This is a genomic window from Streptosporangium sp. G11 (genome assembly GCF_051192615.1).
GTDB lineage: Bacteria > Actinomycetota > Actinomycetes > Streptosporangiales > Streptosporangiaceae > Streptosporangium.
Genome location: NZ_JBPJUQ010000031.1, coordinates 18,769 through 45,260 on the forward strand (window position 1 = coordinate 18,769; position 26,492 = coordinate 45,260).

Genomic DNA, 26,492 nt, shown 5'->3' on the forward strand with positions numbered 1-26,492 from the left:
TCACCGGAAAGTGTCAACGGCCCTCGGATCCCGCGACGCGGGGCACTAATCGTCTGAGTCGTTGCCCCCGGGAAAGAGCATTTGGCAGACCTCCAGATAGAGGGTCTCCGGGTAAGGGATGTAGTTGACCCTCGACAGCGCCTGGTCCTGACCGGCCGATTCCAGAACGAACTCGCCATAGCCCAGCATGCGGCCGAGGATCGAGCGCTGGAAGCTCATGTCGGTGACCTTGCCGAGAGGCATCATGTCGACCTTGCGGGTGATCAGCCCGGTGGTGAGCAGCATTCGCTTGGAGGTGACGACGAAGTAGTCGACGGACCACTCGGCGACCTTCCAGACGAAACGGATCAGCAACAGCAGCCAGGCCCACCAGACGACGACGAGCACGCCGCCTCCGCCCTGGTCGCCGAACCACTTGCTCAGCAGTCCGGCGAGGATCAGGCCGCCGAAGACCTCGGCGACCGCGCGAAGCAGCACGGCCGGGTGGCGCCGCACCATGATGACCTGGTGTTCGTGGGGGAGCAGATAGCGGTTGACCGACGAGGGAGCGGAGTCCCCGTGGGTCACTAGCCTCATGACAGATGTGAGACGAATTGGGCCAGAGAATCGGCCGCCGTGTAAACCGTGTCCATGGCACCCCTCACAGCATTGGCCGCGTCACCTGGTCGTGTGAACAGGAAAAACGCCACAAATCCGACAGCACCGTACGTTAGGACCTTCTTGACCTGCATCTTGGCCTCCTACTACCGCTCACCCACTGCACCCGCCATATACATTACCCAGGGTCATGCCGAGGTAAAGCGCATCGACTGATTCGGTCTCGTGCGCGTCGCGAGGACCCTGTCCGAGGCCCTCGCGGGGCACGTCCCGCCATCGCCCGTAACCCGCGTCACCCGCGCTCGCTCGCGACCAGCGCGAGGACCTCGAGGTGCTTGCGGGCGATCCGCTCGACCAGCGCCGGATGGGCGTGGCCGACGACCTCCAGCGCTCCGTAGTGGGCCGCCTCTATGCAGCGGGTCACCGTGGCCGCCGGATGGATCTCCGAGAACTCGTCCCTGAGCGCGGCGCTGAAGTCCGCGTACGGGTCCGGCTCGGTGTCCGGGATGATTCGCTCGCTCATGGTTCTCCCTGGTGTGCGCCCGCGGCCTCGGCGGACCGGGGACACAGAAGAGATGTCTTCGCCACGCTTCGTACCCGGGGAACCACATTATGTAACGGTCGGCGGGTAGAGGAACCATCCTTTAAGGGAAAAGGTTGGTGCTGGAATCTCGGAACCGAAACCCGGAGCGTGCGGGCGGGCGCCGTGCGGGAAGTGCCGGGGGCGCCTCAGACGACGCCGTAGAGGCGGTCTCCCGCGTCGCCCAGCCCGGGGACGATGTAGCCGTTCTCGTTCAGCCGCTCGTCCAGGGCCGCGGTCACCAGGCGGATCGGCTTGCCGGAGCCGGCGAAGGCGTCGTCGAGGTGGGCGATCCCCTCGGGCGCGGCCAGCAGGCACAGCGCGGTCACGTCGTCGGCGCCCCGGTCGAAGAGGAACTTGATCGCGGCCGCGAGGGTGCCGCCGGTGGCCAGCATCGGGTCGACCACGTAGACCTGGCGGCCCGAGAGGTCCTCGGGCAGACGGGTGGCGTAGGTCTCCGCCTCCAGCGTGGACTCGTTGCGGATCATGCCGAGGAAGCCCACCTCGGCCGTCGGCAGCAGGCGGGTCATGCCCTCCAGCATCCCCAGCCCCGCGCGCAGGATGGGGACCACCAGCGGGTACGGGTGCGCCAGCCGCACGCCCCTGGCGGGGGCCACCGGGGTCTCCACCGACCAGTCGGTGACGCGGACCTGCCTGGTCGCCTCGTAGGCCAGCAAGGTCACCAGCTCGTCGGCGAGACGCCGGAACGTGGGGGAGTCGGTGTTCACATCCCGCAGCGCGGTCAGCTTGTGGGCCACCAGGGGATGGTCGACGACCAGGGTTTCCATGGTGGTCAAAGGTATCCTGGGCAGGCGGGCGGCGATAAGCCGGGGGGATGACGGGTCACACTCTCGACATCGCCCGCTCACTCGGATTTGATCACAATTTGGTCGGAGAGGCCCACGTCAGTGCTTCGCTTCTGAAAGCATTGACCTCCGTAGAGAAAGCATTCGGTGGGGATGGCCATGTCAGACGAAGACTCGCTCGACTTTGCCATCGTGATCTACCGGGAAGACGACCGCTGGGAGGCGGAGATGCTCCCGGTGTCGCTCACCTCCGACCTTGAGGGGCTCATCCACGCCCTGCGCCAGCAGCCCAGCATGAGCGGCACGATTGGCCTCGTCGCCGTTGGGGATGAGTTCTTCGTGGCACTACGGGTGTTCGGCGAGAGGGTCGAGGTCTTCCTCTCCGACATCGCCGCGTCCTGGGATTTCCCGCTCGCGCAGCAGGCGCTGGAATACCTGGACGTGCCGGTTCCCGACGAGGACGAACTCGACGCGATCCTCCAGGACGAGGAGACGGCGCTCCCCGCGGGGGACCTGTCGATCTTCGCGGACCTCGGCCTCGACGAGATGGAACTCGGCATCCTGTCAGGGGATATCGACCTCCTCCCCGAGGACGTCCTGTCAAGCATCGCCGCGCGGCTGGGGTTCTCCGAGCCGTTCGAACGCGCCATCGACTCTGTTTTCGGCTGACCTCGGGAGATCGGCCATGCCCTCCAGACCATCCAACAGCGTGTTCTCCGCCGCCTTCGTCCGTACGACGGACGGTTGGAACGGTGCGGAGATCGATCTCAGCGAGGCGGAGATCGCCGACGACCTCGGCGACGCCGTCCAGGAGCATTTGGGGCTCACCGGCGACGAGCTCGCCCTGCTGTGCGTGGAGGTGGAGGACGAGTGGTTCGCGATCGTCCGATACCAGGGCGACCTGGAGCCGCGCACGTTCCTGTCCGACGCCCACGCGGGTCTCTCCGACGACCTGGGCGAGCTCTTCACCGAGCTCGCCGGGGTGGCGGTGGACAAGGACACCCCCGACCTGGGCGTGCGGCCGGCGGGCGACTTCGAGTTGCTCGAGGACCTCGGGCTGAGCTCCGAGGAGCTCGTCGAGCTCAGCATGGAGGAGGGCGCGCTCCCCGCGGACACGCTCTCGGTGATCGCCGAGCGGCTGGCCTTCGCCGACGAGCTCGACCGGCTGCGGTGACGGACGCGCCGTGACCGGCCTGGCGCCGGTGGGCGCACCGTACCGGCTCGGCGCCGGTGGCCGTACGGTGATCGGCTTGGCGCGGGTGGGCGTACGGTGATCAGCTTGGCGCCGGAGGGCTACGTCCGGGAGATGAGGCTCGCCCTGGCGGAGGCCGCCGAGGCCGGAGCCCGCGGAGAGGTGCCCGTCGGCGCGGTCGTCCTCGGCCCCGACGGTTCCGTGCTGGCACGCGCGGGAAACGACAGGGAGGCCTCGGCCGATCCCACCGCGCACGCCGAGACGCTCGTCCTGCGGCAGGCCGCGAGGGCGCTCGGTCAGTGGCGGTTGAGCGGCTGCACGCTGGTGGTCACCCTGGAACCCTGCACCATGTGCGCGGGGGCCGCCGTGCTCGCCCGGGTCGACCGCGTCGTCTACGGAGCCGAGGACCCCAAGGGCGGCGCCGCCGGGTCACTGTGGGACGTGCTCAGGGACCGCCGCCTCAACCACCGGCCCGAGGTCCTGGGGGGAGTCCTGGCCGACGAATGCGCGGCGGTTCTCACCGGGTTCTTCACCGCTCGCCGGATGCGCGAGCAATAGCGGTTATCCGGTAAGCTGCTCCGCGGTGGAGTCGCCTAGTGGCCGAGGGCGCACGCCTCGAAAGCGTGTGATGGGGCAACCTATCCGTGGGTTCAAATCCCACCTCCACCGCCACGGAAAGAGCCTCTGGTCCGCGTAAGCGGCTCAGGGGCTCTTCGCGTATCACCGCCACGCCGAGGCGACCCCGGCCCTGATCTCGAAGAACGCGGTCCGCGCGGCCGGGACGACACGGCCGGGGCGCGGCGTTCCGGGCCCGACGATCTCGGATCGCCACGGGTCGGCCGGCCTTGGAGATCTGAGATCCTCGCGGGTCGGCCAGGTCCGGGGATCTCAGATCGCCGCGGGTCCGCCGGTTCCCCATCTGGTCAGCGTCGCCCGGTGGCCGACCTGGACCCCGGTGCCGGGGTCGATCTTGAAGTCGCCGAACAGGGTGGTCGTCTCCAGCCCCGAGGCCGCCGCCCACAGGGCGTCGCGCCCCGTGCCGCCGGCCAGCCGCGCGCAGTGCGTCGCGATGGCGGCGGTGGCCGCCGCCTGCGCCGCCGGATAGTCGGGGAGCACTCCCGCGTGACCCCTGTAGGCGGCCAGGAAGCCGGGCTCGGCGGGACCGAGCTCGGCCTCGCGTCCGCCGCCGGGGAACCACTGCCCGACGCCGTAGATCCCGTGAGGGTCGTCGATCGCCTCGCCGAACTCACGAACGCCCGCCGCCACCGCGCACACCGTCCGCGGGGGCGTCGGCAGGGCCCTGGCCCGCCTGATCGTCTCGACGTCCTCCTCGAACGATCCCGTGCAGAAGAGGGCCCACGCCTCGGGGGGCGCCGACGGCAACGGCTCTCCGGGACCGAGACGGACGGTGCGGACGCCGAGCGAGTGCGCCGTCGCCTCGGCTCCGGACGCCACCTGCCGGCCGAAACCGCCCCTGCCCTGGACGATCCACAGGCGGGACGGGGCGAGAGGTCCGGCGGCGCCGGCCAGGTGCCGGATGAAGGGCTCGGCGTACCGGCTCGCGGGCGTCGGCACGGAGACGACGTGGCCGGGGTGGGCCGCCTCGACGTCGTCGCCGGATCCGCCGTGGTTCCAGATCAGCCGGTCGAGGACGGCTGCCACGTGTCCCGCCCTGCGCGTCAGGTGCGTCGAGTAGGGGCCGAGCAGAAGATCGCATCGTGCTGCCAGATGGCGGACGGCCGCGTCCAGGACCTCGGTGCGGCTCCGGTCGTCTTCGACGATCAGTTTCACGGTGTCGTTCGAGGAGTGCCAGATCTCAAGGCCGAGCCGGGCCTGCGCGCCGAACCGGGCGTACTCCCCCGACAGGGAGAGGCAGGCTCCGAGACGCAGTCCCCCGATGCCGGATCCCATCGCATCCCCACCTCGTGCCGGAGGTCGCGGCCGCACGTCGCCGCGGCCGAGTCCGTCGAGCCGGCCACCCGGTACGCCGGCGATCACGCGCCGCGGTCGCGGAGGGCCGCCCTCCCCGCCCCTCCTCGGGGATCTCGGGGACCTTGGGAGAGGATCAGCCCTCGGCGGGCAGGTCCAGGACCCGTGCGTGCAGGACCGAGCGCTGGTGCAGGGCCGAGCGCAGTGCCCGGTGCAGGCCGTCCTCCAGATAGAGGTCGCCGCGCCACTGGACCACGTGCGGGAACAGGTCGCCGTAGAACGTGGAGTCCTTGGCGAGCAGGGAGTGGAGGTCGAGCACCGCTTTCGTGGTGATCAGGGTGTCGAGCCGGACCTGCCGCGGCGGTATCTGCGCCCACTCGCGATGCGAGAGACCGTGTTCGGGATAGGGCCGTTCGTCGCCGACCAACTTGAAGATCACACTATGTAGTTTAGGAGAGAATCCCACCCTTCGCCGGACGGGTTCCCCTCGTCGCAGCTCACAGGCCGTTTTAGATGCTCCCGGCGAAGGTGTCGCACCTACCGGGGTCGCCGCTCTCGTAACCCGTGGTGAACCACTTGACACGCTGCGCCGACGTCCCGTGGGTGAAGCCCTCGGGGTTGACCCGGCCCTGGGTGCGCTCCTGGATGCTGTCGTCGCCCACCGCCGAGGCCGCGCTGAGCGCCTCCTCGATGTCCGTCTTCGTGAACGGCTTCTCGAACAGACCGGTCTCGTACGCGTTCTTGGCCCAGGCGCCCGAGTAGCAGTCGGCCTGCAGCTCCAGCCGGACCGAGCCGCTCTCCGGACCCTGCTCCGGCCCCTCCTGGGCCTTGGCGTTGGTGCCGAGAAGGTTCTGGACGTGGTGCCCGTATTCGTGGCCGATGACGTACGCCTGCGCGAAGGGGCCGCCCTTGGCGCCGAACTTGCTCTCCAGCTCCTTGAAGAAGCTGAGGTCCAGGTAGACCTGGCGGTCGGCCGGGCAGTAGAACGGGCCGACGGAGGCGTCGGCGGCACCGCAGGCGGTGTCGACCTGGCCGGAGAACATGACGGTCTTGGCGGGCTCGTACCCCTGGACCGCCTTCGGCCAGTAGTCCTGGATGCTGTTGACCACGCCGACCACCCGGCACTCCTCGTTCTGGTCGGCGTCCTGCCCGGTCTTGCACTGGGCGGTGAGGTCGGAGCTCGGGCCCACCGGGGCCGGTTGGGTGGAGCCGCCGGTGATGTCCCCGGGATTTATCCCGAATATCAGGGCCACGATGAGCGCGACGATTCCCGCCGCGCCGCCGCCGATCGCGAGACCGCCTCCGGGGATTCTCCCCCCGCCGCGACTCTCGACCTGCGAGCTGTCCAGCTGGGCGTCATCCTTGAAATCCATCGCCGGCGTCCCTTCGATCCGCTTGGGACCCTCCGACTGCCCAGAGGAGGGCCGGCCATGCCGGCGGGGCGGGACACCCCCTCGTGGAAGATGCCGTGGTTCGGGTGATCGGGTGACCGGGGCGGGGGCGCCCGCAGGTCCCCTCTCGTCCACCGGGCCGCGATCCGGCGACCGGGGAGCGGACTTCTCCCTTCGCTGCCCTTACGCGGGTAACCGGCTGGTCAGGGCGCTGATGATGCCTATCAGGGCACTCGGGCAAGGTTGGATCTCGTGGAGGGAACACCGGCTGAGACCCGAACCGAGACCCAGAAGCACGAAGGGGCCGGACCGCGTGTGCGGTCCGGCCCCTCTCGGTGGCGGAGGATAGGAGATTCGAACTCCTGAGGGGTTGCCCCCAACACGCTTTCCAAGCGTGCGCCCTAGGCCAACTAGGCGAATCCTCCGTGGAGAAGCTTACCCAACTTTCGGAGCGGCACGGACCACTAATTTCCGACACCGACCACTCTGATCTTTTCCGATACCGACCACTCGGATCTGAGGCTAGACTGAGGGTCGACCCCTCGCGCGGCGTCATCCTGTGAACCTCCCCAGGGCCGGAAGGCAGCAAGGATAAGCGGGCTCTGGCGGGTGTGCGAGGGGTCTCTTCGTTGAGACCCCTCGCAGGTGGGATCGCCGCATGAGTCTTGCGCTGTACCGCAAGTACCGGCCCGGGACCTTCGCCGAGGTCAAGGGTCAGGAGCACGTCACCGATCCGCTGCGCCAGGCGCTGCGCAGCGGGCGCATCAACCACGCTTATCTGTTCAGCGGTCCCAGGGGATGCGGCAAGACGTCCAGCGCGCGCATCCTGGCCCGCTCCCTGAACTGTGAGAAGGGCCCGACCCCCGACCCGTGCGGGGAGTGCGACTCCTGCGTGGCGCTGGCGCCCACCGGCCCCGGCCACCTCGACGTCATCGAGATCGACGCCGCCTCGCACGGTGGTGTGGACGACGCCCGCGACCTGCGCGAGCGGGCCTTCTTCGCCCCGGTGTCGTCGCGCTTCAAGATCTACATCATCGACGAGGCGCACATGGTGACCCGCGAGGGTTTCAACGCGCTGCTCAAGCTCGTCGAGGAGCCTCCCCCGCACCTGAAGTTCGTCTTCGCCACCACCGAGCCGGAGAAGGTCATCGGGACGATCAAGTCCCGGACCCACCACTACCCGTTCCGGCTGATCCCCCCGGCCGCGCTGCGCGCGCTCATGGAGGAGATCCTCACCTCGGAGAAGGTCCCGTTCGAGCCCGCCGCGCTCCCGCTGGTGGTCCGGGCGGGCGCGGGTTCGGCCCGAGACTCGTTGTCGATCCTCGACCAGCTGTTCGCCGGGTCGGACGAGGCGGGCATCACGTACGCCCGCGCGGTCTCCCTCCTCGGCTACACCGACGGCGACCTGCTCGACGACGTGGTCGCCGCCTTCGCCGGCCGTGACGGCGCGCTGGTGTTCCAGGTCGTGAACCGGGTGATCGAGGGCGGCCACGACCCCCGGCGGTTCGCGATGGATCTGCTGGAGCGCTTCCGAGACCTGGTGATTCTCGCCAACGTGCCGGAGGCGGCCACCAGCGGGCTGCTCGACAGGCCCGACGACGAGCTGGAGCGGCTCCAGGTCCAGGCGGCCTCGATGGGCCCGGCCGAGCTGACCCGCGCGGCGGAGATCCTCAACGCGGGCCTGACCGAGATGCGCGGGGCGGCCTCGCCCCGGCTGTTGCTCGAACTGATGTGCGCCAGGATCCTCCTTCCCGGCGCCGCCCAGGGCGAGGCGGCGCTGCTCGCCCGCCTGGAGCGGCTGGAGAAGGGGGGAGTCGTCGCGGCTCCCGCCCCCGTCGCCCTCTCGCAACAGGCTCCCGCTCCCGCGCCGGTGGTTCACGCGGCGCCCCCGTCACAGGCGCCCGTCGTTACGGCACCTGCCGCCGCGCCCGCCGAGCGGTCCGCCGGTCAGGGCGACGACTGGCCCGTGGCGGCCAGGCCCGGCGCACCGGCTCAGGGGCAGCAGGCCCACGGACAGCAGGGCCAGGCCCAGGGGCAACGGGCGCAGGCGCCCGTCCAGCAGGCTTCCGAGGCTCACGGCGCGCCCGCGCCGGTCGACATGGCGGCGTCCGGTTCCGGGGCCGGGACCGTGCAGCAGGCGTGGCCCCAGGTGCTCGCGGCGCTCAAGCGGCGCAGCATCGTCGTGTGGGCCAACGTCAACACCAACGCCCAGGTCGTCGGGGTCGAAGGCAAGATCGTCACCCTCGGGTTCGCCCAGGTCGGCGCGATGAAGAACTTCACCGGGGGCGGCAAGGACGCGGTCGTCGCGGCGGTGCTGCAGGAGGTCCTGGGCGGAAACTGGAAGGTCGAGGCCGTCGTCGGCGGCGGGCCCGCTCCTTCGGGCGGGGGCCGCCCCCCCGCCCCGAGACAGCCCCCGGCTCCCCAGAGCCCCGCGCCCCAGAACCAGGCACCGCAGGCACCGCAGGCATCGGTGCAGCCACCGGCCCAGGCACCGGCTCCGCAGGCTCCGTCCCAGGCGCCTGCCCGGCAGGCGCCCGCGCCCGCGGCTCCGCGGGAGGCTCCGCCCGCGACGGACGAGTCCTGGCCGGACGCCCCGATGCCGGAGGACCCCGGCTCGCCTCCCCCTCCGAACGCCGTGCCGAGCCCCGGCCTGGCCGCAGCCCGCTCGGCGGCCAGAGCGGCGGCCCAGGCCGGTCCCAGGGCCGCGGTCAAGACCGGCGGCGCCAAGGCGGCGGCCTGGCCCGACGCGGTTCCCGTCCGCGGTGCTCGCGGCACCGCCCCGGACGCCGACGAGGTCGACCCGCTGAACGACGAGGACGCCGACGTCGACGCGCTCACCGGCATGGCCCTCCTCCAGCGCGAGCTGGGCGGCCAGGTCATCGGTGAGATCGACCACACCTGACGGCCCGCACCGCCTGGAAGGTCTCGCCTCGCGGGGCACCGCCGAGGAAGACCTCGCCTGAACGAAGCGGGAACGGCCGCGCCCGGCCCTTCGGCATCCCCGGTTCTCCGGCCGCGCCCGGCTCTCCGGTACGCCCGGCGGGTTCCCCGCCGCACCGGTACGGCGGGCTCAGGGCAGGTCGACGCCGCTGAGGCGGATCCGGGCGGCCACCGCGCGGTGATCGTGGCGGGGCAGCGCGACGACGAGGCGTTCGAGGATCTGGATGTCGTTCCTGCCGTGTTCGGTCTCCGCGTAGGCCCACAGGTCCTCGGGGCCTCCGCGCCGCAACAGGCGGGCCCGTACCTGTCCCTCCAGCTCCTCGCGTTCGAGGCGCAGGGCGGGGGCCTCGGAGCGGGGCAGCAGGGGGCCGCGGTAGGCGCGGGCGACGGGGGCGGCCTCGTCGGCCGCGAGCAGCCGCTTGAGCTCCAGGAAGTCGGCCTCCACCACGCAGGTCAGGCGGTACGGCTTGGCGGCGACCGTGGGACCGAGCTGGGCGCGGAGGCGGTGGATCTCGGCGCGGATGGTCACCGGGTTCCCCTCGTCGCCGTACAGGTGGAAGGAGAGCTGGGCGGCGGTCATCCCCCGGGGGTTGAGGGCCAGCATCGCGAGGATCTCGGCGTGGCGCAGGGAGAGCGACAGGCGGGCCCCGTCGAGGTGCGCGGAGGGGTGCTCGGCGCCGAGGAAGGACAGGGCGAGCACCGGGCCCCGGGCCGGGCCCGCGAGGCGGAGCAGGAAGCCGTCCTCGCCGAGGACCTCCAGGAAGGCGCTCCGCCCGTCGGACAGGATCACCCTGTCGCCCGCCTCCGGCAGGCGTACGCGGGGGCCCCACTGCCGCGCGTCGTTGCCGGCGATGATCCGCCCGGTCGCGGTGACCAGGGCGCCGGGCTCGCCGCGCAGCGCGCTCAGGTGCCGCTCGTGGCGGCGCCTGAGCCGCTCGTCGCGTTCGAGCATGCGCAGCGTGAGGTGGTTCTCCGCCAGCCGCGCCGCGGCCTCGACGAGGGCGACGCTCGCCGGGTGCATGGAGCGCGTCGCGCCGCTGACGTCGACACAGCCCAGCAGGTCACCGCTGTCGGGGTCGACGACCGGCGCGGCGGAGCACGACCAGCGGTGGAGCGCCCTGACCAGGTGTTCGGCGGAGAAGACGTGCAGGGGCCGCCGGATGGTGAGCGCGGTGCCCAGGCCGTTGGTCCCGATCGCGGCCTCGCTCCAGTCGAAGCCGTCGGCCAGCCCCACCTCGTCGGCGCTCTCCATCGTCCGGTGGTTGCCGTCGCGCCAGAGCACCCTGCCGCGGGCGTCGGTGACGAGCAGGATCTGGTCGTCCGCGTCGGCGGCCTCCAGGAGGGTCCCGGTGATGATCGGCAGAAGCCTGCTCATCGGGTGCGCCGAGCGGACCTCGCGGATGTCCTCGCCCGCGAAGGCGACAGGGGCCGACCTGGCGTCGGGGTCGACCCCGGCGTCCAGAGACCGCCGCCACGACGCGGAGATCACACTTCTGGGTCCCTCGCCCGTCGGCCGCTCGCCCCTGATCAGCGCCTCGTGCAGGCGACGCAGTCGTGACGAGTAGGAGTCGAGATCGGCCGTCTGGACAGCTCCCCGGTGGCTGTCGCGCACATATCCCCCCGGAATAGAGCCGATGGCCGAAGCATCGGTGGTCGAGACCCCCGCCCGCAACCCGTTCGGCCAAAGAGGGTGTGCGGAGGGTGAGTGAACGATCGCAACGTGTGTGCAACCTTCGAAGGGTTATCTTTCGATCACACGCCGCCGTGTGCGGCCGCTCCGGCGCGTGTCGCGTCGGGTCTCGGACGTCTGGAGGGGGGCCCGGGGCCCGACGGAGGTTTAATCCCCATCCTGGGGGAACGCGTGCTCGCTCCAGTACAACACCCGGCCCGAACCCCGTAGGCTCGTGAGACCGATGTCACGGACGAGGAGCACAACGACGGTGAACCCAGGGGATGTCAACCTGCAGCAGCTGCTGGAGCAGGCACAGCTCATGCAGCAGCAGCTTGTGAGCGCCCAGCAGGAGCTGAACGACGCGGAAGTCGAGGGCTCCGCGGGCGGCGGACTGGTCGTGGCCACGGTCAACGGCGGGGGCGAGCTGCTCGAACTCAAGATCAGTCCAGAGGCCGTGGACCCCGGCGATCCCCAGGAGACGGCCGACACCATCGCCGACCTGGTCATCGCCGCCATCCGCGACGCCGTGCGCGCCGCAGCCGACCTGCAGCAGGAAAAGCTCGGCCCCCTCGCTCAGGGGCTGGGCGGCGGGGGCGGGCTCGGCCAGCTTCCCGGGTTCTAGGTCATGTACGAAGGGGTCGTCCAGAACCTGATCGACGAGCTGGGGATGCTTCCCGGAGTCGGTCCCAAGAGCGCGCAGCGCATCGCGTTCCACCTGCTGGCCGCGGAGCCGGCCGATGTGAAGCGGCTCGCGCACGTCCTGCTGGAGGTCAAGGAGAAGGTCCGCTTCTGCCGGGTCTGCGGCAACGTCGCAGCCGAGGAGGAGTGCCGGATCTGCCGCGACACCAGGCGCGATCTTCACGTGATCTGCGTCGTCGAGGAGTCGAAGGACGTCGTGGCCATCGAGAGGACCCGCGAGTTCCGGGGCCGCTACCACGTGCTCGGCGGGGCGATCAGCCCGATCGACGGCGTCGGCCCCGACGACCTGAACATCAGAGAGCTCATGACCCGACTGGCGGACGGCCAGGTCACCGAGCTGATCCTCGCCACCGACCCCAACCTCGAGGGGGAGGCGACGGCGACCTATCTCGCCCGTCTGGTCAAGCCGATGGGACTGAAAGTGACACGACTGGCCAGCGGTCTGCCGGTAGGCGGTGACCTCGAGTACGCGGACGAGGTCACTTTGGGCCGCGCGTTCGAAGGAAGAAGGCTCCTTGATGTCTGACGATGCGTGGAGCGCGCTCGCGGAGCGGATCGCGGAGCACGCGAAGAACTACATCGACGGCCTGACCCGCCTGGCGGGCGGTGAGGGCGGCGACGCCATCCTGCCGCTGCTGCTGGTGGAGGTCGCGCAGGTCAGCTCGGCCGGCGCGCAACTCGGCGCGAGCCAGGACGTCATCCTGTCGGGCAACTGGGAGCCGCACCTGGGCGAGGACCCGGACGTCGACGCCGTCCGTACGGCCCTCGCCGAGAGGCTGGGGCCGGTCGACGACTACGCCGAGGTCTTCGACCCCTACAAGGACACCGCGGTCACCCCGTACCGCCTGTCGGACGACCTGACGGCGGTGGCCGCCGACCTCCTGCACGGCCTGCGGCACCACAAGGCGGGGCGTCCTCTCGAGGCGCTCTGGTGGTGGCAGTACTCCTACTTCAACACCTGGGGAAACCACGCCGGAGCGGCGATGCGGGCACTTCAGGCGCTTGTCGCCCACACCCGGCTCGATGTCGCCGAGGAGCGCACAACGGTGTGATCGTCCACATGCTGGGCTTAACCAGAGGCCCTCAGCAGGGGCGCCAGTAGACTGTGAGCTCCACAGCCCTAGATTGCTTCGGAGACATCTCGTGGCGCTCGTTGTTCAGAAGTATGGTGGTTCGTCCGTCGCCGACGCGTCCTGCATCAAGCGGGTCGCGCAGCGGATCGTCGCGACGAAAAAAGCCGGCAACGACGTCGTGGTGATCGTCTCGGCCATGGGCGACACGACGGACGAGCTGCTCGACCTCGCCCAGCAGGTCTCGCCGCTTCCACCGGGCCGCGAGCTCGACATGCTGCTCACCTCGGGCGAGCGCATCTCGATGGCGCTGCTGGCGATGGCGATCGCCAACCTGGGCCAGGAGGCGCGCTCGTTCACCGGGTCCCAGGCCGGCGTGATCACCGACTCCTCGCACGGCCGCGCGCGCATCATCGACGTGACGCCCGGCCGGATCCGCGGGGCGCTCGACAGCGGCCAGATCGCGATCGTGGCCGGGTTCCAGGGCGTCTCGCAGGACACCAAGGACATCACCACGCTCGGCAGGGGCGGCTCCGACACCACGGCGGTCGCGCTGGCCGCCGCTCTGAGCGCCGACGTGTGCGAGATCTACACCGACGTGGACGGCGTCTTCACCGCCGACCCCCGCATCGTCCCGGCCGCCCGTAAGATCCCCAAGATCTCGTACGACGAGATGATGGAGATGGCGGCGTGCGGTGCGAAGATCCTGCACCTGCGCTGTGTCGAGTACGCTCGCCGTTTCAGCCTGCCGATCCACGTCAGAAGTTCGTTCAGCACCAAGGAAGGCACGTGGGTCGTCTCCGACCCCGACAGCGAAGGAACAGAGATGGAGCAGCCGATCATCTCCGGCGTCGCGCACGACCGGAGCGAGGCCAAGATCACCGTTGTCGGGGTGCCCGACAAGGTCGGAGAGGCTGCGACGATCTTCAAAACACTCGCCGACGCCGAGATCAACATCGACATGATCGTGCAGAACGTGTCGGGCGCGACGACCGGCCGTACGGACATCTCCTTCACGCTGCCCACGAGTGACGGCTCGGCCGCGCTCACCGCGCTGAAGAAGATCCAGGAGCGCATCGGCTTCGAGTCGCTGCTCTTCGACGACCAGATCGGCAAGGTCTCGCTGATCGGGGCGGGCATGCGCTCGCACCCCGGCGTCACCGCGACGTTCTTCGCCGCCCTCGCCGACGCGGGGGTGAACATCGAGATGATCTCCACCTCGGAGATCCGTATCTCGGTGATCGTCGGGCAGGACGAGGTGGACACGGCGGTCAGCGCCGCGCACCGCGCGTTCGATCTCGACGCGGACCAGGTTGAAGCTGTGATCTACGGAGGTAGCGGGCGATGAGCCGCAAGCCCACCCTCGCCCTGATCGGGGCGACCGGTGCCGTCGGCACCGTCATGCGCGACATCATCTCCAACCGCGAGGACGTCTACGGCGACATCAAGCTCGTCGCCTCCGCCCGCTCGGCCGGCAAGATCCTGCGGGTCCGCGGCGAGGACCTCGTCGTCCAGGAGCTGGCCCCCGAGGTCTTCGACGGGGTCGACATCGCGATCTTCGACGTGCCGGACGAGGTCTCCGCGACCTGGGTGCCGATCGCCGCCGAGCGCGGGGCCGTCGTCATCGACAAGTCGGGCACCTTCCGGATGAACCCCGAGGTTCCGCTGGTCGTGCCGGAGGTCAACCCCGAGGCCGCGCGCGAGCGGCCGCTGGGGATCATCTCCACCCCCAACTGCACGACCCTGTCGATGATGGCCGCGATGGGCGCCCTCCACGAGGAGTACGGCCTGCGCGCGCTGGTGGTCGCCTCCTACCAGGCGGTCTCCGGCGCGGGCGTGGCGGGCTCGGCCCGCCTCTACGACGAGGTCGAGGCCCTGGCGGGCGACCGTACGATCGGGCAGACCGCCGGTGACGTGCGCAAGGCCCTGCAGAACAAGCTGGGCGACGAGGAGTCGCCGTTCCCGGCGCCGGTGGCGTTCAACGTCGTGCCGTGGGCGGGTTCGCTCAAGGACGGCGGCTGGGCCTCCGAGGAGATCAAGCTCCGCAACGAGTCGCGGAAGATCCTCGGGATCCACGACCTGAAGGTCTCCGCGACCTGCGTCCGCGTCCCGGTGATCACCACCCACTCGCTGGCCGTGCACGCGACCTTCGAGCGCGAGATCACCGTCGCCGACGCCCACCGGATCCTTGAGGCCGCCCCGACCGTGGTCGTCATGGACGACCCGGCCAACGGCGTCTTCCCGACCCCCGCGGACGTCGTCGGAACCGACCCCACCTACGTGGGCCGGGTCCGGCAGGCGCTCGACTTCCCCAACACCCTCGACCTGTTCGTCTGCGGCGACAACCTCCGCAAGGGCGCCGCCCTGAACGCGGCGGAGATCGCCGAGCTGGTCGCGGCCGAGTTCGCGTAGTTCTTCCGGGCCGTACGGCGGCGTGGCGTCCGATGACGTCATGCCGCCGTACGGCTCTCGCGATCCCGGGGGCGCGTCCTCGGGGCGCGGATCCCGGGAAGGTGGGATCCGCGCGGCTGTGAGACGCCGGGTGGGACGTCGAGGGCGGGCACGTCCCTTCGAAGGACCGGCGGGATCCGCGCGGTCATGGGATCGAGGACCGGCGGGATCCGCGCGGTCGTGGAATCGGGACCGGCGCGATCCGGGCGGTCGTGGAATCCGCCGGGTCCGCGGAAGCCGGGTCAGCGGAAGAGAATGTCCCAGTGGTCCGCCTCGCGGGCGAAGAGGGGCCCGGACGTCGCCGACCGGCCGTACAGGCGGGCTCCGTCCCCCCGCACACCCTGTGGCGGATAGTTCTTCGTGATGTAGCGGTCGATGCATGCGTTGGGCTTTATATCCAGCTTGTAGCCCTCGTAGTGGCTGTAGGGCCCGGGGGCGTGGCCCACCTCGGTGCCACCGGTGACGACGAGGGGACAGCCGCTGCGGCGCTTCAGCTCGATGGCGCTGGAGACGGTCGCGGATCGCACGGCCTCCAGCGAGGTGCAGGTCGGTCCGCCGCGGTTCGCGCATTTACCCGAGGAGGTCCAGGTCAGGCCCGCTTCCCGCAGGAGCCGCTTGGCGTCCGTCTGCTGGAGTCGTACGGGCTGCTGTGCCCGCTGTGCCTGGGGTCGGGCTTTGACCGGCTTTTCGAGGGCGGGAGCCTGCTTGTCCGAGGCGACGATGGCCGGAGGCGGGGCCTGCGCGCTTCCCGGGGCATGGACCGCCCGTGCTTTCCCCGGGCTCTGGAGGGCGGCTTCCTGGGTCCGGGTGGGTGCGTCCGTCAGGGCGGCGGTACGCGTTCGCGCGGTGTTCTCGGAGGGCCGCGGCGTGTCCGCGGGAGTGGCGTCTCCCACCCATAAGGGGGCGGTTCTCCGGCCCTCCTGGACGGCCGGCTGGTGACACAGCTCCCGAATGTAGTGCCGGGCGGTTTCCAGAGTGGCGATGTCGTACACTCCGATGATCGTGGACCGGCGTGCTTCCGCCGGGCCGGCCGCGACGGGCCGGCTCACGATCACGGCGCCGGCCGACGCGTTCCCGCTCTCCGCGGTCGCGCTGCCGTGCGGGGCCGATGCGATGAAAGATAGCTGCAGAGCGAGCAGTGCTCCGGCCGTAAACCGGGCAGCCCGCCGTCTACAGGGACGTGTCCCCATTGGTGTGTATCCCTTGTCGCGGGAGCCCTTCCGCCAAAAGGATCAATCCCACCCCCGAACCCGGATGATCCCTCACGAAGAGTGATTTTTGCCCGGTAGTGGGAATGATCGGGCGGCTCGATGACCTGCTGAGATGGCGATTCCCCCGATAGTTGATATGTCTGGATTTATCGCGTACGGCGTCATTGTCGCGGCCCGGGCGGACGGCGCGAGGGCTCGCCGAGCGCAGGGAGGGGCGGCGCGGAGGCGAGAGCGATGGAGCAATCACGGATATGAGTGGCGGGGGCAATGTGGCGCGCTTAGGGTCGTTCACTGGGGCTTATCCCTGGTGGTGCGGGACGGATGATCTAGGGTTCGTCCAGTGGAGAAAGACCAGATGAGCCCGTTCTCCCAGCTCCAATCGACAGGTGACGAGCGCCCTATGACCGAGCCGACCCCGAGACCCCGTGGATCGGACAAGACCCGTGAGGTCATCGTGGAGACGGCCCTGCGGCTTTTTCGCGAGCGGGGATACGAGGCGACCACCATGCGGGCCATCGCCGCGGAGGCCGGGGTGTCGGTGGGCAACGCCTACTACTACTTCGCCTCGAAGGAGATCCTGGTCCAGGCGTACTACGACCGGGCCCAGACCGAGCACGAGGCCGCGTGCGAGAAACTGCTGGCCACCGAGCACCGCTTCGCCGCGCGGCTGGCGGGGGTGCTGCGGGAGTGGGTGCGGGTCTCCGAGCCGTACCACGAGTTCGCGGTGAAGTTCTTCAAGCACGCGGCCGAGCCGAGCAATCCGCTCAACCCGTTCAGCGCCGAGTCCTCGCCCTCCAGGGACGCGTCGATCGCGATCTACCGGCGGGTCGTGGAGGGGTCCTCCGACCGCATGGACAGCGAGCTGCGGGCCGAGCTGCCCGAGCTGCTCTGGCTGATGTCGATGGGCGTCGTCCTGTTCTGGGTGCACGACGAGTCGGAGGGGTGCCGGCGGACCCACCGGTTCATCGAGCTCACCGTTCCGCTGGTGGACCGGCTGGTGGGGCTCTCGCACCTGCCCGGCCTGCGCGGGGTCGCCCGTGACTTCATCGCGGGGATCCACGAACTTCGCGAGTGAATCCCGGCGGAACTCCATGAATCACTGTATCGATCTGATTACCCTGAGTAGTTAACTCGATGACGGATTCAAGGGAGTCCCATGGGCTGGGTAGCCGTGCTGGTGGTGGTGTCCGTCGCGATCGCGCTGATCGCGTTCCGCGTCCTCAGGCGGAAGGGACGCGACGACGGTGAGCACGGCTCGTCGTCCGTCGACTTCTCCGCCAATCTCGCCCTCGCCGTCTACCTGCTGGTGCTGGCCTACGCTGCGGTCCTGTGCCGGGACGGGCTCGCGGTGTCGGAGGCCGACGTCCAGGCCGAGGCGGAGAGCCTCACCGAGATGTACTGGTCGGTGGCGCCCATCCCCGAGGCGGCGCCCATCCGGTCCCAGATCCGGCAGTACACCGCGCAGAGCATCGACCTCGACTGGCCGCTCATGGCCGCCGGAGAGATGTCCCCGCTCCCCGGCCAGACCCTCGCGGACATGCGGGCCACGGTGCTCAGGCTCCGCCCGGTCGGCGAGGAGAACAAGAACCTCCAGCAGGACACGCTCGACCGGATCTCCGAGGTCTCCCACGCCCGCATCGTACGAGGTGACGACGCGAGCGCCGGCCTGGAGAGCATCTTCGTGATCTCGATGATCCTCTCCGGGCTGCTGATGATCGCGCTGCCCTGGACGCTCGGGGTGCGGCCCACGACCTTGTCGATCATCGCCGACCTGGTCCGGGTGGGGGCGGTCGCCATCGGTGTGTGCTTCATCATCCTGATCAGCCACCCGTTCAACGGGCTCGGCGCCGTCGAGCCCGACGCGTTCAAGGCCGCGCAGCGGCAGTACGACCAGATCGACGGGCGGTTCCCCGCGCAACCGTAGCCTTCGCCGCCGGTCTCGCCGTGGCCTGGCGTGGCGGGTGCGGCGGGTGTGGGGATGCGGAAGCCCGCCGGTGGATCTCCCACCGGCGGGCTTCGCCGTTCTCACGATGCGCTGTCGTGCGTGTGGCTCCCGGCCGCGTGCCTCGCGGGTGCCGCCGCACAGGCGTGCGGCGAGTTCCCGGCGGCCTATCCGCGGGCCCTGCGGTTGAGGGCGGTGACCGCGGTGACCGAGATCACGCCGGTGAACATCACCAGGAGGACCAGCTTCCTGTCGGTGCCCCTGCGCCGCTCGGTATAGCGATCGAGCACCAGTCGCTGCCGCAGGAGGGGATGGGCGCTGGAGGGCGTCGCCCTGGGGCGGGGAGTGCGGCTCCGCGTCGGCGTCGGTGTCGGTGTGACGACCCCGGCGACGGCGATGGGCCGGAGCTCGGGCGGCGGGGAGGGCTCGGGGGCGGGAGGAGGGGACACGGTGGGGGTCGGCCGCCCAGGCGTGGGCGTCTGCGTCGGCTCCGGTACCGGTTCCGGCTCCGGCTTCGGTTCGGGCGTCGGTTTCGGCTTCGGCTCTGGTTTCGGTTCTGGTTTCGGCTTGGCCGGGACGTCCGCCGGGTAGCCCGATCTCGGCTCCCACCAGTGCCACCAGTGCAGCCAGTGCCACCAGGAGTCCTTCCGGTCACCGGCCCCCGGCGGCGGCGCGGTCGGATAGTCCGGTTCGGGCTTCTGCGCGGAGGATGGCGCGGTCGAGCGGCCGGTCTCGGGCTTCGGCCGATGGGCCTTCCCGGAGGCCGGGAACGACGGTTCGGGCTCCGGGAGCGATGACCGGCCGGCGGCCGGGCTCGGGACCGCGTACGACATCCCGAGGTGCTGGACGGCCCGCGGGGCGGGCGGTCGCGCGCCGGTCTCCGCCGCGAGGAGGGGTGTCCCGGCCAGAAAGGGAGCCGCCATGCAGGTCGCGAGGGCCGCCGCGCCGAGCGGGCTCCGTCGTTGGTTCCTCCGCCGATGCTTCGTCACGTAAAGTTTCTAGCATCGTACGCAAAGTGATGAGACGGTAAGCGGCCGGTCGGTGTAGATCATTCTTTGAAGACATACCGTCCGGTTGGTACGGTCGAGCTATTGACGGCACCCCGAGCGGGTGCGGCAAGCTACATCAGAATATCGTTCTGGGGAAAGGTCCCCGGCGGCGAGCACCGACACGGAGGCGGCACGATGACCACGGGCCCACGCTGGGGTATGACGATCCCCTTCTACGACCGCTCACTGGCCGGTTCCAGGGATCTGATCGCCGAGCTTCCCGGACTCGGCTACACCGACGCCTGGTCCGCCGAGGTCAACGGCGTCGACGGCTTCGTGCCCCTGGCGATGGCCTCGGACTGGGCCCCCGGGCTGCGGCTCGGCAGCGCGATCGTCCCGGTCTCCACCCGGGGTCCCGGCCTGCTCGCCATGTCCGCCGCCACGCTCGCCGACCTCGCCCCCGAGCGCTTCGTCCTGGGCATCGGGGCCTCCTCCCCGGCCATCGTGGAACGCTGGAACGCCGGGGAGTTCGTCAAGCCGTTCGCCAGGACCAGAGACACCCTGCGCTTCCTGCGCAAGGCCCTCGCGGGCGAGAAGGTCACCGAGCGGTACGAGACGTTCGAGGTCAAGGGCTTCAAGCTGGAGCGCGCCCCCAAGATCCCGCCGAAGATCGTGCTCGCCGCGCTGCGCCCCCGCATGCTGCACCTGGCCGCGGAGGAGGCCGACGGCGCGATCACCAACTGGCTCTCGCCGCAGGACGTGCTGAAGGTCAGGGCCGAGGTGGGCCAGGAGACCGAGCTGATCGCCCGGCTGTTCGTGTGCGTCAGCGAGGACGCGGAGATGGTGCGCGAGCTCGGGCGCTGGATGCTCGCGAGCTATCTGACCGTCCCGGTCTACGCCGCCTTCCACGACTGGCTGGGGCGCGGCGAGGCGCTGCGGCCGATGCACGAGGCCTGGGCGGCCGGAGACCGGCAGGCGGCGCTCAAGGCCATCCCCGACGAGGTCGTGGACGAGCTCATCGTGCACGGCGACGCCGCCACCTGCCGGGCCAGGATCCGGGAGTATGTGCGCAACGGCCTGAACACCCCGGTTCTCGCCCCCATCCCCGGGGGCGAGGTCCCGATCGCCCAGGCCGTACGAGATCTGGCCCCCGTCGAGGAGTGACCCTTGCACGACCTGTTGAAGCTCGACGCGCTCGGGCAGGCGCACGCCGTAAGGAAGGGAGAGATCTCCCCGAGGGAGCTCGCCGAGGCGGCGATCGCGTGGATCGAGGCGCGCGACGGCGTGATCAACGCGGTCGTCCACCGCAGGTTCGAGCGGGCACTGGCGGAGGCGGGCGAGGTCGACCCGGACGCCCCCTTCGCGGGGGTGCCGACGCTGTTGAAGGACCTGGGCTGGGGCATGGCCGGGGAGCCGTACCGCGCGGGGTCGCGCACCCTTGACGGGATCTTCGCCGAGCGTGACGGCTACGCGGTGACCAAGCTGCGCCGGGCGGGGTTCACGATCCTGGGCCGGACCAACACCTCGGAGTTCGGCACCGCGATCACCACCGAGCCGGTGGCGTTCGGTCCCACCCGCAATCCGTACGACCCCCGCTACAGCAGCGGCGGGTCGAGTGGCGGGTCCGCGGCGGCGGTGGCGTCGGGAATGGTCGCGGTCGCCACGGCGAGCGACGGTGGCGGGTCGATCCGGATCCCGGCGAGCATGTGCGGGCTGGTCGGGCTGAAGCCCGGCAGGGGCAGAGTCAGCTCCGGCCCCTCCGGGGGCGAGCCCTGGGCGGGCTTCTCGGCTCCGGGCCTGCTCTGCCGTACGGTCAGGGACAGCGCGGCGACCCTCGACGTGATCGCCGGGACGATGCCGGGCGACCCGTACGGCGCGCCCGCCTGGAAGCGCCCGCTCGCCGAGGAGGTCGGGGCGGATCCCGGGCGGCTGCGGATCGGGTTCCTCACCGAGCACCCGGACGGGGGCGTCCCGTCCGACCCGGACCTGGTGGCCGCGGTCACCGGGGCGGCCGGGCTGCTGGAGGCGCTGGGCCACGACGTCGAGCCGGGAGGGCCCTCCGCGCTCGCCGAGGACGGCTTCGCCCCGCACTTCGGCATGATCGTCGCCGCCCACGTGGCCGCCGACCTGGAGGACATCGGGCGCTGGCGCGGCAGGCCCGTCGAGCCGGACGAGCTGGAGACGCGCAACCGGATCCTGGGAACGGCCGGCCGGAAGCTCGACGCGGTCGGCTACGTGACCGCGCGCGACTGGATCGACGGGTTCAGGCGGCGGATGGCCGCCTGGTGGGAGTCGCACGACCTGCTGCTCATGCCGTCCCTGGGGGTGGCGCCCTTCCGCCTCGGCTGGCTGCCGCCCGACGACGTCAGCATCTCGCGGGGTCGCACCAACCATGCGGTGTCGTTCACCTCGCCGGTCAACGCCACCGGGCAGCCCGCGATCTCCCTGCCGCTGCACCGCACCGCGGACGGCCTGCCGGTGGGGGTGCAGCTGGTCGCCGCCGCGGGACGGGAGGACCTGCTCGTCCGGGTGGCCGCTCAGATCGAGGAGGAGCGGCCCTTCACGCACGCGGCGATGCGCTAGCCGTTCCGCCGCGAGCGGCATTCGGGAACCTCGCCGGAACGCCACGCGTTATATCGTGAGGCGGCGGGGTAGTACGCCGCCAGGCGAACGTGGTTCCGAGGAGGATTCCATGGTGAAGGCGGCGCGCGCGGCACAGGCGTGGCGGACGTACAGGGACGTGACGAAGCCGGGCTCTCCCGGTCTCGGCGCCCGTCTCAGCGCTCTCCCCCGGATGATCGGCGCGGTCATGCGCGGGCAGTATCCCGGCATGGGCAAGGGCAAGCTGACCATGCTGGGCCTCGGCGTGCTCTACATCATCTCGCCGATCGACATCGTCCCCGACTTCCTGGTCCTCATCGGGGTGGCCGACGACTTCGGCGTGTTCCTGTGGTTGATGGGCTCCCTGCTCGGCGAGGGCGGTCGCTACGTCGACTGGGAGCGCGAGCGGGTCAGGTCCGTTCAGCCCTGAGCCGGGCGCGGGCGTGGAAGATCCGATGGGAAACGCGGGCGGGTCGGATCCGCTCCACCCGGAGCGGAAAGCGCGGGCGGATCATGATCCGTCCCATCCCGAGCGGGGAGCGCGGGCGGGTCAGATCTGCTCCATCCTGAGCCAGGCGCGTGAGGGCAGCGGGTGGCCGAACAGGCGGGCGGCGTTGCCGTAGGCCACCCGGGCGATGTCGGCGGGCGGCAGGCTGCCCAGGTTCGTCGCGACGGCCTGCTGGGTGTCGGGCCAGGTGGAGTCGGAGTGCGGGTAGCCGCTCTCCAGCAGCACGTGCTCCAGCCCGACGGCGAGCCGCACCCCCGACAGGGCGTGGTCGTTGAGCGTGCCGAAGAAGAAGTTTCTCCGGAGCACCTCGCTGGGCTTCAGGCCGCCCTCCCACGAGGCCTCCCCCGCCACCGGGTGGTCGAGCGCGTAGTCGGCCCGCTCGGCCAGCATCGGCAGCCAGCCCACGCCGCCCTCCACGATCAGGATCCGCAGCGCGGGGAAGCGCAGCGGGATGCCCGACCAGAGCCAGTCGGCGCAGGCGAACATGGCGCTCGCCGGCATCAGCGTGGTGATCGCCTCGATCGGCGTGTCCGGAGAGGGGACCGGAGCCCAGGAGCCGGCACCGGCGTGCAGGCAGACGACGGTGCCCGTCTCCTCGCACGCCTGGAAGAACGGGTCCCAGTGGTCACTGTGGATGGACGGCAGGCGCAGCCGGGTGGGGAACTCGGGAAAGAGCACCGCCTTGAAACCGCGCGCCGCGTTGTCGCGGATCTCCTTGGCGGCCACTTCGGGGTCGGTCAGCCAGGGCAGTTGCAGGGCGATGATCCGCTCCGGGTAGGTGCCCGCCCAGACCTCCACGTGCCAGTCGTTCCACGCGCGCAGGACCGACAGGCCCAGCTCCTGGTCGCGGGTCTTGGCGAAGACCATGCCCGACTGCCCGGCCAGCATGCCGGGGAAGCACAGCGCGGCCCAGACGCCGGCGCGGTCCATGTCCTCGATCCGGGCCTCGACGTCGTGGCAGCCGGGGCGCATGTGCTCGAACCGCACCGGGTCGAGCGTCCACTGCTCTCGGGGCAGGCCGGCGCCCACGTCGAGCCCGGCACAGGGGTAGGTGGCCCCGCCGTAACGCCAGACCTGGTGACCGGAGTCGGTCTCGACCACCTTGGGCGCCATGTCGGCGTATTTCTCCGGCAGCCGGTCGTCGAACATGTCGGGCGGCTCGATCAGGTGGTCGTCGGCTGAAATGATCACATAGTCCCGCCGCCTGGGCTCGGGGTCGGGGAGCAGCGGCGTAGTCACACGGTCAACCGTATTCCGCTGGAATAACACTCATCAAGCTGCAAGGTCTCCGCTTGGTATCTCTGTCTCTCACGACGTCTCCCGCGATGCCCCCACCACGTCTTTCGTGACGCCTCCCGCCAGGTCTTTCGTGACGCCCCCCGTGACGTCTTCCGAGGTACGGTCCGTGACGTCTTCCGAGGCGCGGCCCGTGACGTCTTCGGCGGGCGGGCCCCGGGACCACCCGAGGGGGGAGGGGCGGCCCCGGGACGGGCCCGCCGGAGGGTGCTGCCCGTGGCGGGCCCTGCGGATGCGTCTACCCAGAGATCGCCTCAATATCAGGATTTTTCAGAAGATGGTGCTTGAGGGTGGATATGACCTTTTCATCCACGCCCAGAGTTCGTACGCAATAGTCCCGTACCGGACCTAGTTCGCCCAGGAAAAGGCGCATCGCGTCGGCCGGCGCCTCGCCGAACCCCGCCCACTGGAGCGGCTCACCCGGATGCTCCTTCTCCCAGTACGCGATCATCTGGGGCCTCGCCAGCCCGGTCAGCGCGTAGTCGGCGATCACGTCCTCCTCGGACACCCCCAGCAGCCGCAGGACCAGTGCGACCAGCAGCCCCGTGCGGTCCTTGCCCGCCGCGCAGTGGACCACCACGGGCGCGTTCTCCGCCTCGGCGATCACCTCCAGCGCGCTCCTGAGCTCGGAGCGCCCGTCCTGGGACACCTCCAGGTAGCGGTCGGCGAAGAACCTGGCGACCCCGGCGTCGGGGTGGTAGTCGCGGGCGGTGTCCCATCTGCGGTGCTCGACCGGCAGGTTGTGGTAATCCGGCCCCTGCGGGGCGCGGCCGCGGTACGCCACCTCGCTGGGATGGCGCAGGTCGATCACGGTGCGTACGCCGAGCGCGTGGAAACGGTCGAGGTCGTCGTCGGTGAGCATGTGCAGCGACGCGGAGCGGTAGAGCCGCCGCCAGCGCACCTCCATCCCGCCGTCCGTCCGGTAGCCGCCCACGTCGCGAAAGTTGTACAGCCGCGCGAACTCGATATGCCGGATCACGCCCTCTAACCTATCCAGCGGTGGGTCTCGCACGATGGGGGCAGGGGATGCGAGTGGTGATTCCGGCACGGGACGAGATTCCGTACGCCGTGCGTGTGGCGCTGCTGTTCGTGCTGGCGCTCTCCACGGTGATCGTCCACATCAACCAGGCACCTCCCCTGCGGCCCGCCGGGGAGCTCGTGGCGGACCTGCGGGCGGGCGAGGTGACGAAGATCGTCTACGACCGCAACTGGCCCGCCTACGGCACGCTGACGTGGTCGCACGGGCCGCTCTCCTGGAGCCAGGCCCGTTTCGACCAGCCCGACGACGTCTGGGACCCCCGGACCACCCGGCTGGTCCCCGAGGCCCTGGAGCGCCGCCAGGAGGCCTTCCTGGCCCAGGTGCGGGCCGCCGCCGACCCCTCGGTGGAGATAGTGCGCACCGGAGGCTTCGGGGCCCTGGCCGGTTCGCCCGCCTACGGGCGGTGGTGGGAGCCGTTCGGCCCGGTGGCGGTGGCGGCGGAGGTCCTGGCCTGGCTGCTCATGCTGGCCCGGCCGAACCCCCGCTACGCCAGCCGGTGGGCGTGGTTCTGGATGTTCCTCACCGGCGGCTCGCTGCTCTACGTCCTGCTGGAACCCAAACCCCTGTGGCGGGATCCGTACGAGGCGCTGCCCGCACCGGCCAGGCTCGACGGGACGCGCGGGTTCGCGATCGCGGTGGCGCTTCTCTTCGGCATGGCGATGGTCAACGCGTGACCGTCGAGCCGGGCTTGTCGTGCGCGGCGGGCTCGCCCGGATCCGGATCCGGATCCGGGCCGCCGGTCGCGGTCGCGGCTTTGAGGTCGGCGGCCTCCCTGCGGATCAGCAGTGCCCAGCCGCCGATCGCGACCCCGATGAACAGCCACCACTGCACGCCGTAGGCCAGGTTGAGGCCGCCTCCCTCGCCGACGTCCGGCGCGGGGACGGGCGCGGGCGCGGTGGCGGCCGCGGGCGACTGCCCGGTCAGCTCGACGTACCCGCCGAGGAGCTTGTACGGCAGGCGACGCCCGATCGCCTCGGTGTTGATCAGCAGGACCTGTCCCGCGGGCAGGCCCGCCCGGTCGCGGATGCCGGAGGTCTCCTCGGTCTCGCTGGGACGTAACCTGCCGGTGACAGTCACCTCACCGGAGGACGGCGCGGGGACCTCGGGGTGGGCGTCGGCGGTGCTGCCCGCCTTGACCCAGCCCCGGTTCACCAGCACGCCGGTTCCGTTCGCGGTGATCAGAGGGGTCAGCACGTAGAAGCCGACCGCCTTGTCCTGGACGCGGCGCCGGACCAGGAGCTGGACGTTCGCGTCATACGTCCCCTTAGCGGTGACGGTGCGGTATTTGTCCTGCGTAGAGACGGTGCCGCCGGGTGAGGTGAGCTTCTCCACGGCGACAGGGGCGGCGCCGAGGTTGCCGGTGATCTGGTGGCTACTGGTGGACCTCTCCTCGAAACGCCCGAACTGCCACTGGCCGAGCAGCACGAAAGCGGGGATGACCAGCAGCACCACCACGTGGAGAGCCAGCCATCGGGGAGTCAGCAGGAACCGGTACACGTCCTCAAGGGTAGGCATCGGGGGCACCGCCCTGTCCTCCGAGTGCGCCTTTGGAAGTGGCCGGGTGCGCCTTCGGGCGTAG

The 26,492-nt window shown here is 70.5% G+C and carries 27 protein-coding genes, 2 tRNA genes and 1 other RNA gene; 17 read left to right on the top strand and 13 right to left on the bottom strand.

The features are described 5' to 3' along the window. Nucleotides 1-45: 45 nt before the first annotated feature. From ACSDR0_RS26235 to upp, 3 genes are all read right to left on the bottom strand, one after another. Nucleotides 46-576, bottom strand: a complete 531-nt coding sequence (locus ACSDR0_RS26235) for a PH domain-containing protein (protein ID WP_344742919.1) — start codon at nt 574-576, stop codon at nt 46-48. Nucleotides 577-889: 313 nt separating this feature from the next. After that, nucleotides 890-1,120, bottom strand: coding sequence for a hypothetical protein (locus tag ACSDR0_RS26240; RefSeq protein WP_350941801.1), 231 nt, complete (start codon nt 1,118-1,120; stop codon nt 890-892). A 206-nt stretch (nt 1,121-1,326) separates the two neighbouring features. After that, a complete protein-coding gene (gene upp / locus ACSDR0_RS26245) occupies nt 1,327-1,965 on the bottom strand; it encodes a uracil phosphoribosyltransferase (RefSeq protein ID WP_435291540.1) in 639 nt (212 codons plus the stop codon). 171 nt (nt 1,966-2,136) lie between these two features. On the opposite strand from upp, the gene ACSDR0_RS26250 reads away from it, so the two are divergent. From ACSDR0_RS26250 to ACSDR0_RS26265, 4 genes are all read left to right on the top strand, one after another. Next, the gene (locus ACSDR0_RS26250) at nt 2,137-2,652 is read left to right on the top strand and encodes a tRNA adenosine deaminase-associated protein (protein WP_435291610.1); all 516 of its coding nucleotides are present in this window, start codon (nt 2,137-2,139) and stop codon (nt 2,650-2,652) included. 16 nt (nt 2,653-2,668) lie between these two features. After that, nucleotides 2,669-3,157 carry a tRNA adenosine deaminase-associated protein gene (locus ACSDR0_RS26255; RefSeq protein WP_435291541.1) on the top strand — a complete coding sequence of 163 codons (489 nt, stop codon included), beginning with the start codon at nt 2,669-2,671 and terminating at the stop codon, nt 3,155-3,157. Between the two features lie 132 nt (nt 3,158-3,289). Then, nucleotides 3,290-3,733, top strand: a complete 444-nt coding sequence (gene tadA, locus ACSDR0_RS26260; protein WP_435291611.1) for a tRNA adenosine(34) deaminase TadA — start codon at nt 3,290-3,292, stop codon at nt 3,731-3,733. A gap of 24 nt (nt 3,734-3,757) precedes the next feature. Then, a tRNA-Ser gene (locus ACSDR0_RS26265) sits at nt 3,758-3,847 on the top strand. A gap of 216 nt (nt 3,848-4,063) precedes the next feature. Here the strand turns inward: ACSDR0_RS26265 and ACSDR0_RS26270 are convergent. The 4 genes from ACSDR0_RS26270 to ACSDR0_RS26285 all read right to left on the bottom strand — a co-directional run bounded on the left by ACSDR0_RS26270 (nt 4,064) and on the right by ACSDR0_RS26285 (nt 6,920). Further along, nucleotides 4,064-5,086, bottom strand: coding sequence for an ABC transporter substrate-binding protein (locus tag ACSDR0_RS26270; protein WP_435291542.1), 1,023 nt, complete (start codon nt 5,084-5,086; stop codon nt 4,064-4,066). A 154-nt stretch (nt 5,087-5,240) separates the two neighbouring features. Further along, nucleotides 5,241-5,543 (bottom strand): type II toxin-antitoxin system VapB family antitoxin, encoded by a 303-nt coding sequence (locus ACSDR0_RS26275; protein ID WP_435291543.1) that lies wholly within the window; start codon nt 5,541-5,543, stop codon nt 5,241-5,243. Between the two features lie 70 nt (nt 5,544-5,613). Then, complete coding sequence (gene ypfJ, locus ACSDR0_RS26280; RefSeq protein WP_435291544.1) at nt 5,614-6,477, bottom strand: KPN_02809 family neutral zinc metallopeptidase; 864 nt, start codon at nt 6,475-6,477, stop codon at nt 5,614-5,616. 354 nt (nt 6,478-6,831) lie between these two features. Then, a tRNA-Ser gene (locus ACSDR0_RS26285) sits at nt 6,832-6,920 on the bottom strand. Between the two features lie 108 nt (nt 6,921-7,028). Between ACSDR0_RS26285 and ffs the strand changes: the two genes are divergently transcribed. Both ffs and ACSDR0_RS26295 read left to right on the top strand, forming a co-directional pair. Continuing rightward, an RNA gene (gene ffs / locus ACSDR0_RS26290) (signal recognition particle sRNA small type) lies at nt 7,029-7,124 on the top strand. Nucleotides 7,125-7,153: 29 nt separating this feature from the next. Further along, the gene (locus ACSDR0_RS26295; protein ID WP_435291545.1) at nt 7,154-9,397 is read left to right on the top strand and encodes a DNA polymerase III subunit gamma and tau; all 2,244 of its coding nucleotides are present in this window, start codon (nt 7,154-7,156) and stop codon (nt 9,395-9,397) included. Nucleotides 9,398-9,565: 168 nt separating this feature from the next. Here the strand turns inward: ACSDR0_RS26295 and ACSDR0_RS26300 are convergent, their stop codons facing one another. Beyond that, complete coding sequence (locus ACSDR0_RS26300; protein WP_435291546.1) at nt 9,566-11,047, bottom strand: GAF domain-containing protein; 1,482 nt, start codon at nt 11,045-11,047, stop codon at nt 9,566-9,568. Nucleotides 11,048-11,375: 328 nt separating this feature from the next. On the opposite strand from ACSDR0_RS26300, the gene ACSDR0_RS26305 reads away from it, so the two are divergent. The 5 genes from ACSDR0_RS26305 to ACSDR0_RS26325 all read left to right on the top strand — a co-directional run bounded on the left by ACSDR0_RS26305 (nt 11,376) and on the right by ACSDR0_RS26325 (nt 15,288). Then, nucleotides 11,376-11,729 carry a YbaB/EbfC family nucleoid-associated protein gene (locus tag ACSDR0_RS26305; RefSeq protein WP_329087916.1) on the top strand — a complete coding sequence of 118 codons (354 nt, stop codon included), beginning with the start codon at nt 11,376-11,378 and terminating at the stop codon, nt 11,727-11,729. A 3-nt stretch (nt 11,730-11,732) separates the two neighbouring features. After that, the gene (recR, locus tag ACSDR0_RS26310; protein ID WP_435291547.1) at nt 11,733-12,332 is read left to right on the top strand and encodes a recombination mediator RecR; all 600 of its coding nucleotides are present in this window, start codon (nt 11,733-11,735) and stop codon (nt 12,330-12,332) included. Next, a complete protein-coding gene (locus ACSDR0_RS26315; RefSeq protein ID WP_435291548.1) occupies nt 12,325-12,858 on the top strand; it encodes a DUF5063 domain-containing protein in 534 nt (177 codons plus the stop codon). Before recR ends, ACSDR0_RS26315 begins: the two co-directional genes overlap by 8 nt. A gap of 91 nt (nt 12,859-12,949) precedes the next feature. Next, a complete protein-coding gene (locus ACSDR0_RS26320; RefSeq protein WP_435291549.1) occupies nt 12,950-14,224 on the top strand; it encodes an aspartate kinase in 1,275 nt (424 codons plus the stop codon). After that, nucleotides 14,221-15,288, top strand: a complete 1,068-nt coding sequence (locus tag ACSDR0_RS26325; protein ID WP_435291550.1) for an aspartate-semialdehyde dehydrogenase — start codon at nt 14,221-14,223, stop codon at nt 15,286-15,288. Before ACSDR0_RS26320 ends, ACSDR0_RS26325 begins: the two co-directional genes overlap by 4 nt. Before the next feature lie 281 nt (nt 15,289-15,569). Here ACSDR0_RS26325 and ACSDR0_RS26330 read toward each other — a convergent pair whose 3' ends face one another. After that, entirely contained in the window at nt 15,570-16,319 is a 750-nt protein-coding gene (locus tag ACSDR0_RS26330) for a hypothetical protein (protein ID WP_435291551.1), read from the bottom strand. Between the two features lie 619 nt (nt 16,320-16,938). Between ACSDR0_RS26330 and ACSDR0_RS26335 the strand changes: the two genes are divergently transcribed. Together ACSDR0_RS26335 and ACSDR0_RS26340 are read left to right on the top strand one after the other, a co-directional pair. Beyond that, nucleotides 16,939-17,613 carry a TetR/AcrR family transcriptional regulator gene (locus ACSDR0_RS26335; RefSeq protein WP_435291552.1) on the top strand — a complete coding sequence of 225 codons (675 nt, stop codon included), beginning with the start codon at nt 16,939-16,941 and terminating at the stop codon, nt 17,611-17,613. Nucleotides 17,614-17,694: 81 nt separating this feature from the next. Next, nucleotides 17,695-18,462, top strand: a complete 768-nt coding sequence (locus ACSDR0_RS26340; protein ID WP_435291553.1) for a hypothetical protein — start codon at nt 17,695-17,697, stop codon at nt 18,460-18,462. Nucleotides 18,463-18,647: 185 nt separating this feature from the next. On the opposite strand, the gene ACSDR0_RS26345 is transcribed toward ACSDR0_RS26340, so the two are convergent. Beyond that, nucleotides 18,648-19,469 (bottom strand): hypothetical protein, encoded by an 822-nt coding sequence (locus ACSDR0_RS26345; RefSeq protein ID WP_435291554.1) that lies wholly within the window; start codon nt 19,467-19,469, stop codon nt 18,648-18,650. Between the two features lie 195 nt (nt 19,470-19,664). Here ACSDR0_RS26345 and ACSDR0_RS26350 point away from each other — a divergent pair, with 195 nt between their 5' ends. From ACSDR0_RS26350 to ACSDR0_RS26360, 3 genes are all read left to right on the top strand, one after another. Then, entirely contained in the window at nt 19,665-20,633 is a 969-nt protein-coding gene (locus ACSDR0_RS26350; RefSeq protein WP_435291555.1) for an LLM class F420-dependent oxidoreductase, read from the top strand. Nucleotides 20,634-20,636: 3 nt separating this feature from the next. After that, complete coding sequence (locus tag ACSDR0_RS26355; protein ID WP_435291556.1) at nt 20,637-22,052, top strand: amidase; 1,416 nt, start codon at nt 20,637-20,639, stop codon at nt 22,050-22,052. 109 nt (nt 22,053-22,161) lie between these two features. Next, on the top strand, nt 22,162-22,500 hold the full coding sequence (locus ACSDR0_RS26360; RefSeq protein ID WP_435291557.1) for a YkvA family protein: 339 nt from the start codon (nt 22,162-22,164) through the stop codon (nt 22,498-22,500). 120 nt (nt 22,501-22,620) lie between these two features. Here the strand turns inward: ACSDR0_RS26360 and ACSDR0_RS26365 are convergent, their stop codons facing one another. Further along, nucleotides 22,621-23,817, bottom strand: a complete 1,197-nt coding sequence (locus ACSDR0_RS26365) for an amidohydrolase family protein (RefSeq protein WP_329087897.1) — start codon at nt 23,815-23,817, stop codon at nt 22,621-22,623. Nucleotides 23,818-24,112: 295 nt separating this feature from the next. Continuing rightward, a complete protein-coding gene (locus ACSDR0_RS26370; protein WP_435291558.1) occupies nt 24,113-24,853 on the bottom strand; it encodes a tyrosine-protein phosphatase in 741 nt (246 codons plus the stop codon). Nucleotides 24,854-24,900: 47 nt separating this feature from the next. Here ACSDR0_RS26370 and ACSDR0_RS26375 point away from each other — a divergent pair, with 47 nt between their 5' ends. Further along, nucleotides 24,901-25,587, top strand: coding sequence for a hypothetical protein (locus tag ACSDR0_RS26375; protein WP_435291559.1), 687 nt, complete (start codon nt 24,901-24,903; stop codon nt 25,585-25,587). Here ACSDR0_RS26375 and ACSDR0_RS26380 read toward each other — a convergent pair. Continuing rightward, nucleotides 25,577-26,428 (bottom strand): SURF1 family cytochrome oxidase biogenesis protein, encoded by an 852-nt coding sequence (locus tag ACSDR0_RS26380; RefSeq protein ID WP_435291560.1) that lies wholly within the window; start codon nt 26,426-26,428, stop codon nt 25,577-25,579. The two genes, ACSDR0_RS26375 and ACSDR0_RS26380, sit on opposite strands and share 11 nt — an antisense overlap. Between the last annotated feature and the right edge of the window lie 64 nt (nt 26,429-26,492).